The sequence below is a fragment of the Cupriavidus sp. 2TAF22 genome, from assembly GCF_052115045.1.
Classification (GTDB): Bacteria; Pseudomonadota; Gammaproteobacteria; order Burkholderiales; family Burkholderiaceae; genus Cupriavidus.
Genome location: NZ_JBFRFX010000013.1, coordinates 168567 through 180961, shown reverse-complemented (window position 1 = coordinate 180961; position 12395 = coordinate 168567). Strand labels below are relative to the sequence as shown.

At 68.4% G+C, this 12395-nt stretch carries 8 protein-coding genes; all 8 read right to left on the bottom strand.

All coding sequences use genetic code 11. From position 1 onward, the window contains the following. Positions 1-33: 33 nt before the first annotated feature. The 8 genes from AB4Z48_RS17220 to mfd all read right to left on the bottom strand — a co-directional run bounded on the left by AB4Z48_RS17220 (position 34) and on the right by mfd (position 12232). Positions 34-2208, bottom strand: coding sequence for a TonB-dependent siderophore receptor (locus AB4Z48_RS17220; protein ID WP_441616019.1), 2175 nt, complete (start codon positions 2206-2208; stop codon positions 34-36). Between the two features lie 103 nt (positions 2209-2311). Next, positions 2312-3943 carry a PepSY-associated TM helix domain-containing protein gene (locus AB4Z48_RS17215; protein WP_441616017.1) on the bottom strand — a complete coding sequence of 544 codons (1632 nt, stop codon included), beginning with the start codon at positions 3941-3943 and terminating at the stop codon, positions 2312-2314. Positions 3944-3965: 22 nt separating this feature from the next. After that, positions 3966-4277, bottom strand: coding sequence for a hypothetical protein (locus AB4Z48_RS17210; RefSeq protein WP_441616015.1), 312 nt, complete (start codon positions 4275-4277; stop codon positions 3966-3968). After that, positions 4274-4573, bottom strand: a complete 300-nt coding sequence (locus tag AB4Z48_RS17205; protein ID WP_441616013.1) for a hypothetical protein — start codon at positions 4571-4573, stop codon at positions 4274-4276. The genes AB4Z48_RS17210 and AB4Z48_RS17205 overlap by 4 nt, the downstream gene beginning before the upstream one ends. A 246-nt stretch (positions 4574-4819) precedes the next feature. Next, positions 4820-5674 (bottom strand): phosphoserine phosphatase SerB, encoded by an 855-nt coding sequence (gene serB, locus AB4Z48_RS17200; protein WP_441616011.1) that lies wholly within the window; start codon positions 5672-5674, stop codon positions 4820-4822. 139 nt (positions 5675-5813) lie between these two features. Beyond that, positions 5814-7196, bottom strand: a complete 1383-nt coding sequence (locus AB4Z48_RS17195; RefSeq protein WP_441616010.1) for an amidohydrolase — start codon at positions 7194-7196, stop codon at positions 5814-5816. 228 nt (positions 7197-7424) lie between these two features. Further along, positions 7425-8630 carry an acetylornithine deacetylase gene (gene argE / locus AB4Z48_RS17190; RefSeq protein WP_441616008.1) on the bottom strand — a complete coding sequence of 402 codons (1206 nt, stop codon included), beginning with the start codon at positions 8628-8630 and terminating at the stop codon, positions 7425-7427. Positions 8631-8773: 143 nt separating this feature from the next. Continuing rightward, complete coding sequence (gene mfd, locus AB4Z48_RS17185; protein ID WP_441616006.1) at positions 8774-12232, bottom strand: transcription-repair coupling factor; 3459 nt, start codon at positions 12230-12232, stop codon at positions 8774-8776. Positions 12233-12395 lie beyond the last annotated feature (163 nt).

Below are 12395 nucleotides of genomic sequence, written 5' to 3'. Positions count from 1 at the left end.
GGGGCCGTTCTCTTTTGCGGCAGGCCCGGAGGGTCAGAACTGCACGCTGGCATTGGCCAGGAAGGTGCGCGATGCGCCTGGCAGCACGAAGCCGTCGTAGGTGGTGGTCCAGAAGCGCTTGTCGGCCAGGTTGGTGACCGCGGCGCGCAGCGTGACGGCCTTGCCGGCGACCTTGGTCAGGTAGCGGGCGCCGAGGTCCACCGTGGTGTACGAGGGCACCTTCTGCGTGTTGGCCGAGTTCACGTACATGTCGCCGGTGATCTTGGCGCCGGCCGACAGCGTCAGGCCGCGCAGGAACGGGGTGTCGTACTCGATGCGGGCGGTGGCGATGTATTGCGGCGTGGCGAACACGCGATTGCCGTTGACGGCCGGATCATCCACGCCGGTCGCCTTGGCGTTGAGCCACATCACGCCGCCCAGCAGGCGGAAATCGCGCGCGAAGCGCACCCAGCCGCTGGTATCCAGGCCGGTGAAGCGCTGCGTGCCGTCCTGCACGAACACGTTCGACGTATTGGTGTATTCGTAGCCACGGTCCACGCGGAACAGGGCCACGCTGGCGCCCCAGTCGCGGCGCTCGGTCTTGAAGCCAAGCTCGTACTGCTTGCTCTTGAGCGGGCCGTAGACCTGCGGGTAGTTGGCGTTGGTGATGCTGGCCGAGCCGCCTTGCTCGAGCGCCTGCACGTAGCTGAAGTACACGGTCGAGAAGTCGTCCGTCTTGTACATCAGCGCCACGGTCGGCGAGACCGGGCTGGCCTTGTAGCGCGAGGTGGTCTGCGCCGAGGTGTCGTAGTTGCTCTGGGCGAAGTCCGTATAGCGCAGGCCGGCCAGCACCGAGAAGCGCTGGGTGAACTGGATGGTGTCGCTCAGGTACAGCGACTTCTGCGTGATCTTGTAGTCGCGGTAGGGCATGTAGTCCGTTCCCACGCCTGGCTGCTCGGGCAGCAGCACCGGGTTGTACAGGTTGCTCTGGCCCAGGTAGATGCCGTTGCCGCCGATGCCCGAGTCCAGTTCGCGCACCTGCGTCTGGTAGCCCACGCCCGCCACCACTTCATGCTTGATGCCGCCGGTGTCGAACTTGCCCTGCACCATGGCATCGTAGGCCTGGTAGTAGTAGGCCGTCTTCCATTTGTACTGCGTGTCGGCGAAGTTGCCCGCCGCGTCCTCGACAAACAGGAAGCTGTCCGCGTTCAGGCGGTTCTGGCGCACGAAGCGGTACTTGAAGCTGGCCTTCCATGCGTCATCGATGCGGTAGTCGAGGCCCGTGCCGACGGTCGTCATGTCGGTCTCGTGCGTCGAGTACGGCTGCGCCAGGTTGCGCGCCACCTTGCTGGCGCTGGGCACGGACACGTCCGAGGCAAACGACATGCCGAAGATCGTGCCGCTGGTCTTGCGCTTCCAGTACATGACGTCGGCCGACCAGGTCAGGTCAGGCGTGATGCGGAAGTCCGTGGCCAGCGAGAACACCTGCCGGCGCACATGCACGTTCGGGTCGACCGAGTTGCCGTCCTCGTTGACGGCATTGATGCGGTAGCCGAACCGGTCGTCCACGCCGAAGCGCCCGCCCACGTCCAGTTTTTCGCTCCAGATGTTGTTGGCCTGGTAGCCGAAGGTGAACTGGCGATAGGGCGTGTCGGTCGGGCGCTTGACCACGTAGTTGATGATGCCGCCCGGCGAACCGAAGCCGTACATGAAGCCGGACAGGCCCTTGAGCAGTTCCACCTGTTCGAACGGCTCCAGCGGGATGTCGGTATCCCAGGCGACGAAGTTCTGGCCGTCGACCTTGGTGCCGTTGAGCGGGTCCACGCGCATGCCGCGCACCGCGAAGTACGAGTTCTCCGTGCGGGTGTTGTCGCCGAGGATGGACACGGACGGGTCGTACTTGAAGACATCGTTGGCGGTCAGCGCCATGCGGTCCTGGATCTCCTCGCTGGTCACGCCCACCACGGAGAACGGCGTGTCGACCGGCTTGCGGTCGCCCAGCGCGCCACCGCTGACGCGCTCTACCTTGACCGGGTCGGTGCTGCGCGCGGCAGTGACGGTGGCGGTCGGCAGGGTGGTGTCGGCGGATGCCGCGGTCTGCGCCTGGGCAAGGGCCGGCAGCGCGCCGAAGGCGAGGGTCAGGCCCAGCACTGCGCTCGCGATGGGCGAGAGGCGAAGCGCGGGCGCGCATGCGGCGGCGCACCCTTGCGAAGGGTGGAGGTTAGACATGGAGGGTGAATCCTAGGAAGGTTAAGGTGGGCCTGCCTGCGGACAGGCCCGGACGGTTATGGCGAAAAGCCTGGAAAGGGGCTGTGCGGCGCCCGGCCCCGGGTCAGGAAGGCTCGGCTACCGAGGCCGGCACCTTGGCCGCCGCGGGGTCGCCGCGCGCGGGCAGCGCCCAGACCGAATGGGGCGGTCCGTTGCGGGCGCGGCGGCGCGTGACCAGGGCCAGCACGGCAAAGCCGCAGGCCAGCGCCAGCGCGCCGAGGTCGAAGCCGGCCACGGCCCAGTGGCCTGCCAGCGCGGCGGTCCAGAGGTAGTCGCCCGTTACCAGCGCGTTGACCACCGGCACCAGCAGCGCGCCGGCGGCGGCGACCCACAGCAATTCGATGGCGGCCCGCGCCGGGGCACGCAGCAGCGCCCACGCCAGGGCGACGAAGAAGACCGGGAAGTAGCTCCAGCCGGCGGTGCGTCCGGGCCAGATCAGGGCGCCGCAGAAGGCCGCGGCCACGCCGATGCAGCATCCGATGCACACGCCCACGGTGGCCTGCGCCAGCAGGCGGTGCACGCGCGGCTGATCTGCCTTGCGGGTCTTGCGGCGCGACTCGATCCACAGCAGGTTGCCGGAATAGAACAGGAAGGCGCCGGCCAGGCCGGCCAGCAGGTAGACCAGGCGCAGCGCGAGGTCGCCATAGGTGCCGAAATGCAGGGCGTAGATGGTGCTGTAGATGGCGTGGTTGCCGTCGCGCCCGCCGGGTGTCTGGTTGGCCAGCACCTTGCCGCTGTCGTCGCGGCCGGCGGCGGCATGTACCGAGACCGAGCCATAGTTGCCGAGCGCGCGCGTGGTATCGCCGCGGATCTCGATCAAGGCATTGGCGTCGCCGTAGTGCTGGTAGCGCAGCGACAGCGGGGTGAAACGCTCGCCCGCGCGTTCGCGCGCGGCGGCCATCAGCGTGGCCGCCGGCAGCATCTGCGCCGGCTGCCCCGCTGCCTTCAGTTCGGGCGAGGCGGTGGTCATGCGCGGCAGGGCTTCGAACAGCTTGCCGTCGAAGGCCAGCACGTTGAAGACCATGACCAGCACCATCGCCAGGCACAGCACGGCGCCGGTGATGGCGAACACCAGGTGGAAGGGCAGGCTGAACAGGCCGACCACGTTGTGCGCATCCATCCAGAAGCGCTTGAGGTTGCGGCCCGGCCGGATCGCGAACAGGTCCGGCTTCAGGCGCGGCAGGTGCAGCAGCACGCCCGACACCAGCGCCAGGCCGTACAGCACCGAAATCGCGCCCATGAAGTAGTTGCCCGCCACGGGCACGCCCAGCGTGTAGTGCAGGCTGTTGAGGAAGGCGGCCAGTTCGCCCTGGCTCGCGTCGAGCGAAGTGTCCCTGGGCGTGTTCCTGCCGGCTTCAAGCTTGGCCGAGCTGCTGGTCTGCCACTCGCCGTCCTTGTCCTGCCAGTAGGCGGTGAACTCCGGCTCGTGCACGGTCGGCAGCGTGACGTAGGCGCTGTCGGCGCTTTTCGGGTGCGCCGCCACCAGCTCACGCATGAAGCGGTCGAGGGCGGCCGGGTCGCTCTCCTGCGCCACCGGGCGGTCGGCCACGGAGCGGTGCGGCGACTGCCAGGTATGCAGTTCTTCGTGGAAGACGGTGATGGCGCCGGCGAAGAAGGCGATGAAGAGGGCCCAGCCGGCCATCAGGCCGACCCAGGTATGCAGGGTCTGGTAAAGGCGCAGCGTTGCAGCTTTCATGTGTTGGTCCCGATGCCCCGTGTCATGCCGCGCCGGCGGCCAGCAGGCGCCAGGCCCACAGCGCGCCGAAGGCGGCTGCGTTGCCCGCCGCCAGCCACAGCCAGGCGGCGCGGCTGCTGCGGAACAGCAGCGCGGCACTGATGATGACCACCCACAACGGCAGGCAGGCCAGCAGGGCGCCTATGGCGCCGCTCTCCCAGCCGCCCGGCAGCCAGATCACGGACAGCGCGCACAATGCGACGGAAAGGGGCAGGCCAAGCAGGGTGCCGGCCAGCCATTTCGTACCCATGCCCGGCTGGGGCTTGCGCGGGGTGCGCACGGTTGCCGCGGTCATCGGGTCACCCCATGCTGGCGCCGGCGGCGGGCATCGAGATAGGCGCCCGTGAATGGCCACAGCGAGAGGCCGGTGCCGACCGTGGCCAGCGTGGCCGCGATGGCGCTGGGCCAGCCTTGCAACGTGCTCCACGCCCATGCGGAGACCGCGATGGCCAGCGTCGCCGTCCAGCAGAGCCATGTGCCGCGGCTACGCGCCGCGCCTGCCGCGAACGAGGACAGGAGGCGCTGGTTGGGCGAGGCAAGATAGAAGCAGCAGGCGCCGCCCAACCCTAGCAGCGCGGCAAGCACTTGCATGACAGGTTCATAGCATTTAAGTAAAGGCAAATGATAATGATTCCGATTTAAACTTGCAAGCGCTGCGCATGTGATGCTGCCGGCCGCGCGCGCTGGCGCTACCGGTTCAGGCTGGTACGGGGGGTGGGATACGGGGGGTGCGGGAGGATGCGGGAGGCGAACCCCCGGCATGGCGCCGGGGTGCCGCGGCCGAAGGCCCGGGGGGCCAGGGCCTGGAGGCCGGATGCGGGCGGAACGCCCGGCCGGTCAGCGCGGGAACAGTTGCAGCAGGCCGTCCAGGCCGACATGGTTGAACGCCACGCTGGCCTGCGCGCGCACCACGGGCTTGGCGCGGAAGGCCACCGACAGGCCGGCCACGGCCATCATCTTCAGGTCGTTCGAGCCGTCGCCCATGACGATGGCTTGCGCGGGTTCGGCGCCGATCTGCTCGCAGACCTCGCGCACCGTGCGCGCCTTGACGTCGGCGTTGACGATCTCGCCCAGCACCTGGCCCGTCAGCTTGCCGTTGACGATCTCGAGCGTATTGGCGCGGGTGACGTCGAGCTTGAGGCGGGCTTTGAGCTTCTCCGTGAAATGCACGAAGCCACCCGACACCAGCAGCGTGCGCAGACCCAGCGCCTGCACGGTCTGCAGCATGTTTTCCGCACCCGGCGACAGGCGCAGCCGCTCTTCATAGACGCGGTCCAGCACGCTGGCGTCGAGTCCCTTGAGCAGCGCCACGCGGCGGCGCAGGCTCTCGTTGAAGTCCGTGATCTCGCCGCGCATGGCGGCCTCGGTGATGGCGGAGACTTCGGCCTTGAGGCCGCAGAAATCGGCGATTTCGTCGATGCACTCGATGGTGATCAGCGTGGAGTCCATGTCCATCGCCACTAGGCGGAAGTCCGACAGCCTGCGGCCGGCCGGCACCATGGCCCAGTCGATCGCGCGCGGGCCGCAGTAGGCATCCAGGGCCTCGCGCAGGGCGGGGGTGAGCGGGGCGCAGTCGTCGGCGGCGGCGACGAACTCCGTGCGCGCAGCCAGTTGCGGCGCCTGGGCCAGGGAACGCAGCGCGTCGAGATCGGCGGCGCCGATCGGCGCGAGACTTTGAAGAATCAGGGGCATGGCGTGGATGCGGGCGCGCGGCGCGCGCCCGGTGGCGTTGGGTCCGGAAATGCAGGCCGCCTCGGCGGCCAGGACCCGTATTGTAGACGCCCGCGCGCCCCGGGGGCGCCTGGCGCCGCCCGGGGCTCGCGCCAATGCCTCAGCGCTGCGCCATCGTCATGTAGTCGAGCGTCAGGTTCGACAGCGCGCGCACGCCGTTGACCAGCGCCGGTTCGTCCACATAGAACTCGGGCGAGTGGTTGGAGGCCGCCTTGGTCACATCGGTGCCCTTCGGCGTGACGCCGAGGTTGAAGAACAGGCCCGGCACCTTTTCCTGGTAGAAGGAGAAATCCTCGGAGGCGGTGGCCTTGGGCGCGATCATCCAGTTGCCGTCGCCGGCCACGCGCTTGAGCGTGGGCGCCATCTTGTCGGTCAGCGCGGGCTGGTTGACGGTGGCGTTGTAGAGCTCCACCACCTTGAAGGTGGCTTCGGCGCCGGCGCTGGTGGCGATGGCCTCGGTGGTGCGCTTCATGCGGGCATGGATGTCTTTCTTCATGCCTTCGTCATAGGTGCGCACCGTGCCCATCATCTCGACCTTCTCCGGCACGATATTCATGCGGTTGCCGCCGTGGATGGTGCCCACGGTGATCACCGAAGGCTCCAGCATGGCGTTGACCTGGCGGCTCTGGATGGTCTGCAGGCCCATCACGATCTGCGACGCCACCACGATCGGGTCGATCCCGCCCCAGGGTCGCGCGCCGTGGGTCTGGCGGCCCTTGACGTCGATCCAGAACTGGTCGGCGGCGGCCATCGACGGGCCGCTGCGCCAGGCCAGCTTGCCGGACTCGATGCCGCTGCTCACGTGCAGGCCGAAAATGGCGTCCACCTTGGGGTTGTCCAGCACGCCCTCGGCCACCATCTGCTTGGCGCCCCACGTATTGCTGCCGTTGGGCTCGAAATCCGCCGGGCTTTCCTCGGCCGGCTGGAAGATGAACTTGACCGTGCCCGGCAACTGGTCCTTCATGCCGGCCAGCACCTCGGCCGTCGCCATCAGTATCGCCACGTGGGTGTCATGCCCGCATGCGTGCATGACGTCCACTTCCTTGCCGAGGTACTGGCCCTTTGCCTTCGAAGCGAAGGGCACGTCGACGCGCTCCTTCACCGGCAGCGCATCCATGTCGGCGCGCAGTGCCACTACCGGGCCAGGCTTGCCGCCCTTGAGCACGCCCACCACACCGGTCCTGGCCACGCCCGTCTTCACTTCCATGCCCAGCTTGCGCAGGTGGTCGGCCACCAGCTTGCTGGTGCGCACCTCGTAGTTGCCGAGCTCGGGGTGCTGGTGGATATCCCGGCGCCATGCGATGAGCTGCGCCTCGACGGCCTTGGCGCGGGTGTCGATCTGCGCCTGCAGGCTGTCGGCGGACTGCGCATGCGCGGCGGGCGCCAGGCACAGCAGGCCGGCGGCCAGCGACAGGGCCGACACCGTCGCGCGCAGCGCGTGGCGGCTGGAAGGTCGGGAAAAACGGGCTTGGGATGCTGCCATGAGGTCTCCTCTCTGTGGTGTTGCCATCGATATTGTTTTGTGAAAGACGGGGGTGCGAAAAGCGGGCGGGCGGCGCGCGGAAACGACAGGGCGCCCTAGCGCATGCCAAGGCATGGCGCGGCGGCCTGCCCGCGGGGGGGCAGGCCGGGAATGGCAGGGAGCAGCCGCAAATGGCCGCAAATGGCCGCAAATGGCCGGAAAATGGCCGGAAAATGGCCAGGGCGCGGCTCAGTTCACGCGCAGGCTGTCGACCACCTTGTGCAGGAACGACTCGCAGGCCGCGAGCTGTTCGATTTCGACGTATTCGTCGGGCTTGTGCGCCTGCTGGATATCGCCGGGGCCGCACACCACGGCCGGGATGCCGGCGCGCTGGAACAGGCCGGCCTCGGTGCCGTAGGCCACCTTGTTGACATCGCGGTCGGCGGTCAGCGCGCGCACCAGCTGCGTGATGGCATCCTGCTCGGCGGCGTCGAGCGAGGGCGCCGCGGCGATCTTGCTGATGGCGAGGCCGGCGTCGGCATGTTCGGCGCGCATCTTCGGCAGCAGCACGTCGTTGGCATAGGCCTGGACGCGGGCGAAGATGGCTTCGGGATCGACCCCCGGCAGGTTGCGGAACTCGAACACGAACTCGCACAGTGCCGGGATGGTGTTGAGCGCGATGCCACCCTGGATGGTGCCGGTGGAGGCGGTGGTGAACGGCACGTCGAAGGCCTGGTCGTAGGGCCCCTTGGCCTTGAACTCGTCGGCGATGTCGCGGATGAAGCAGATCAGGCGCGCGGCGTATTCGATGGCGTTGACGCCCTTGGGCGTGAGCGAGGAATGCGCGGCCTGTCCCTTGACGCAGCAGCGATATGCATTGATGCCCTTGTGCGCCACGATCACGCGCATGCTGGTGGGCTCGCCCACGATGCAGCCGGCCGGGCGCACGCCGCGCTCGCGCAGCTCGGCCAGCAGGTAGGGCGCGCCCATGCAGCCGATTTCCTCGTCGAACGAGAGCGCGTAATGCACCGGCTCGCGCAGCCTGGCCTGCAGGATGGTGGGCAGCAGCGCCAGGCTGGTACCGATGAAGCCTTTCATGTCGCAGGTGCCGCGGCCGTACAGGCGGCCGTCGCGCACGACCGCCTTGAACGGGTCGGTGGTCCAGTTCTGGCCGTCCACCGGCACCACGTCGGTGTGGCCGGACAACACGATGCCGCCATCGGTGCTGCCGTCGGCGGCGGGCACGGTGACGAACAGGTTGGCCTTGTCGTTCTGCGGGTTGTAGCTCAGGTGGGGGCGCAGGCCCTTGGCCAGGAAGTGGTCGCGCACGGCCTCGATCAGGCCGAGGTTGGAGTGGCGGCTGGTGGTGTCGTAGCTGACCAGGCGCTGGGTCCAGTCGAGGGCGCTGCCGCGGGTGGCGGCTTCCGCAGGCTTGCTGAGAGTGTCGGCTTGCATGGCTTGTGGCCTTAGGTGAGGCTATGGGTAACGTGTTAAGCAAACGATGCTACACCGTGCCGGCCCGCGGGTCCATGCGCGTTGCACCATCGTGGCGCCGCCGCCCGCGTTGCGCGGGCGGGAAGCCATGCGGCGAGCAATGATCAGGCCAGCTGGCGCAACGTATGCTTGATGGTCTGCGCGCGCACCGCCACGTCGGCCATCTTGGCTTCGATGCGTAGCTTGTCCTGCCCGGCCAGCTTGATATGGCGGTTCTTCTGCACCAGGTCGATGATCTTCATGGCGTCGATCGGCGGATTCGGCAGGAACTGCATGCTGATGGCTGTCTCGCTGGCGTCGATCTTGCGCACGCCCAGCGGCACCGCGGCAATGCGCAGCCGGTGGGTCTCGATCAGCGCCTGCGCCTGCGCCGGCAGGCGGCCGAAGCGGTCGATCAGCTCTTCCTGGATATCGTCCACGCGCTCGGCCGTCTCGCAGTTGGCCAGGCGCTTGTACAGCGACAGGCGTTCGTGCACGTCGGTGCAGTAGTCGTTGGGCAGCAGCGCCGGCGTGCCGAGGTTGATCTCGGTGGTGGCCGCCAGCGGCGCCATCAGGTCAGGCTCCTTGCCCGCCTTGAGCGCTTTCACGGCCGCGTTGAGCATGTCGGTATAGAGCTGGAAGCCGATCTCGTGGATCTCGCCCGACTGCTTGTCGCCCAGCACTTCGCCCGCGCCGCGGATCTCCAGGTCGTGCATGGCCAGGTAGAAGCCCGAGCCCAGTTCTTCCATCTGCTGGATGGCTTCGAGCCGGCGCTGCGCCAGCTTGCTCAGGCCGTCCACGTCGTGCACCAGCATATAGGCGTAGGCCTGGTGGTGCGAGCGGCCGACGCGCCCGCGCAGCTGGTGCAGCTGCGCCAGGCCGAACTTGTCCGAGCGATGGATCAGGATGGTATTGGCGGTCGGCACGTCGATGCCGGTCTCGATGATGGTGGTGCACAGCAGGATGTTGTCGCGCCGCGCGACGAAATCGCGCATCACGCGCTCCAGCTCGCGCTCGTGCATCTGCCCGTGCGCCACGGCGATACGTGCCTCCGGCACCAGCTCGGCCAGCTTGGCGCGCTTGTTCTCGATGGTCTCGACCTCGTTGTGCAGGAAGTAGACCTGGCCGCCGCGCTTGAGCTCGCGCAGGATGGCCTCGCGCAGCACGCCGTCTTCCTCGCGCCGCACGAAGGTCTTGATGGCCAGGCGCTTCTGCGGCGCGGTGGCGATCACGGAGAAGTCGCGCAGGCCCTCGAGCGCCATGCCCAGCGTGCGCGGGATCGGCGTGGCGGTGAGCGTCAGCACGTCCACCTCGGCGCGCAGGGTCTTGAGCGCTTCCTTCTGGCGCACGCCGAAGCGGTGTTCCTCGTCGATGATGACCAGGCCCAGGCGCTGGAAGCGCACGTCGTCGGACAGCATCTTGTGGGTGCCGATCACGATGTCGGCGGTGCCGTCGTTGATCATCTTGATGGCGCCGTCGATCTCCTTCTTGGTCTTGAAGCGCGACAGCTCCACGATGCGCACCGGCCATTCGGCGAAGCGGTCGGAGAGGTTCTGGAAGTGCTGCTCGGCCAGCAGCGTGGTGGGCGCCAGCATGGCCACCTGCTTGCCGCCCATCACCGCGACGAAGGCCGCGCGCAGCGCCACCTCGGTCTTGCCGAAGCCCACGTCGCCGCACACCAGGCGGTCCATCGGCTTGCCCGAGGTCATGTCGGCGATCACCGCGGAAATGGCCGCGGCCTGGTCGGGCGTTTCCTCGAAGCCGAAGCTCTCGGCGAACTTCTCGTAGTCCCTGGGCGAGAGCGGGAAGGCGTGGCCTTCGCGCAAGGCGCGGCGCGCGTACAGGTTGAGCAGCTCGGCCGCCGTATCGCGGATCTGCTGCGCGGCGCGGCGCTTGGCGCGGTCCCACTGGCCGGAGCCGAGCGAGTGCAGCGGCGCGGTGTCGGGATCGGCGCCGGAATAGCGCGAGATCACGTGCAGCTGGTGCACCGGCACATAGAGCTTGCTGCCCTTCTCATAGTCCAGGTGCAGGAACTCTTCGTTGCCCTGGCCCAGGTCGAGCGTCACCAGGCCCTGGTAGCGGCCGATGCCGTGCTCGCTGTGCACCACCGGGTCGCCGATCTTGAGCTCGGCGAGGTCGCGCACCATCGAGTCGACCGCGCTGGCCTGTTCCTGCTTGCGCCGCCCGGTGCGGCGCGCCACGCCCGCGTAGAGCTCGGCTTCGGTGACGAAGACCAGCGGCATGCCGCCATCGGCCGCGGGCAGGGCGAAGCCGCTCTGCAGCGGCGCCACCGCGATGGAGAAGGGAGAATCGCCGGCCAGGAAGGCGGCGAAGTCATCCACCGGCAGCGGGCGCAGGCCGCTTTCGCCGAACAGTTGCAGCAAGGTCTCGCGGCGGCCGGCGGAATCGGCGCACATCAGCACGCGCCGGTCTTTCTTCAGCAGCAGCGCTTCGAGGTTGACCAGCGGATCTTCCGCGCGCCGGTTGACCGACACATCGGGCAATGCCTCGGCCAGCGGCGCGGCGTCGGTGGCGCCGGCCTGCAGCACCAGGCGCGCCAGCGGCTTGGCGGCGGCGAAGAACTGCTCGTCGGAGAGGAACAGGGCCGCGGGTGCGAGCAGCGGGCGCTCGCGGTCATGCCGCATGAAGTTGTAGCGCTGCGTGGTGTCGGCCCAGAAGCGGCGGATGGCGTCGGGCACGTCGCCTACGAAGGCGAGCTGGCTGCCCTCGGGCAGGTAGTCGAACGCGGTCGCGGTTTGCTCGAAGAACAGCGGCAGGTAGTACTCGATGCCGGCCGACGGTACGCCGTTGCCGATGTCCTTGTAGATCGGCGACTTGGTCGGGTCGCCCTCGAATATCTCGCGCCAGCGGCCGCGGAACGCGGTGCGCGCGGCCTCGTCGAGCGGGAATTCCCGGCCCGGCAGCAGGCGCACTTCCTTGACCGGATACAGGCTGCGCTGCGTGTCCGGGTCGAACGCGCGGATGGTCTCGATCTCGTCGCCGAACAGGTCGATGCGGTAAGGCAGCGCCGAGCCCATCGGGTAGAGGTCGATCAGCCCGCCGCGCACGCTGTATTCGCCGGGCCGCATCACCGCGCTCACGTGCTCGTAGCCGGCCAGCGTGAACTGGGCCTTGAGCGCGTTTTCGTCAAGCCGCTCGCCCTGCTTGAAGAAGAAGGTATAGGCCGCCAGGAAGGCAGGTGGCGCCAGCCGGTAGAGCACGGTCTGCGCCGGCACCAGCATGATGTCGCACTGGCCGCCCTGGATATCGTGCAAGGTCGCCAGGCGCTCGGAGACCAGGTCCTGGTGCGGCGAAAAGCTGTCGTACGGCAAGGTTTCCCAGTCCGGCAGCAGCCGCACGCGCAGTTCCGGCGCGAACCAGGGGATTTCTTCGGCCAGGCGCTGGGCATCGGTCGCGTTGGCGCACACCACGGCCAGCATGGGCACGCGCTCGCGGTGCTGGCGGGCGTAGGCGGCCAGCGCCAGCGCATCGGCGGAGCCAGGCAGGCCGGCGACGGTATTGCGCTGGCCTGCCTTGACCAGGGGCAGGTTGGCGAAGGGGGCGGGGCGAATGGCTTCGGGCATCGGGTACGGACTGGCGGTTGGCGTGCTGCGCGCGCTGTAGGTGTTTGGGCCTGGACGGAAAACCGCACGCAATCATGCGAAAAAGGCGCGCACGAAAGAGACCAGGCATGAATGCGCGGCCACGCAACGGCAACGCCCCGCCGGCGTCGCGGGCGGGGGGTGG

Coding starts and splice junctions, on each gene's coding strand:
- AB4Z48_RS17220 (WP_441616019.1), bottom strand. CDS start 2,208: ATGTCTAACCTCCACCCTTCGCAAGGGTGCGCCGCCGCATGCGCGCCC.
- AB4Z48_RS17215 (WP_441616017.1), bottom strand. CDS start 3,943: ATGAAAGCTGCAACGCTGCGCCTTTACCAGACCCTGCATACCTGGGTC.
- AB4Z48_RS17210 (WP_441616015.1), bottom strand. CDS start 4,277: ATGACCGCGGCAACCGTGCGCACCCCGCGCAAGCCCCAGCCGGGCATG.
- AB4Z48_RS17205 (WP_441616013.1), bottom strand. CDS start 4,573: ATGCAAGTGCTTGCCGCGCTGCTAGGGTTGGGCGGCGCCTGCTGCTTC.
- serB (WP_441616011.1), bottom strand. CDS start 5,674: ATGCCCCTGATTCTTCAAAGTCTCGCGCCGATCGGCGCCGCCGATCTC.
- AB4Z48_RS17195 (WP_441616010.1), bottom strand. CDS start 7,196: ATGGCAGCATCCCAAGCCCGTTTTTCCCGACCTTCCAGCCGCCACGCG.
- argE (WP_441616008.1), bottom strand. CDS start 8,630: ATGCAAGCCGACACTCTCAGCAAGCCTGCGGAAGCCGCCACCCGCGGC.
- mfd (WP_441616006.1), bottom strand. CDS start 12,232: ATGCCCGAAGCCATTCGCCCCGCCCCCTTCGCCAACCTGCCCCTGGTC.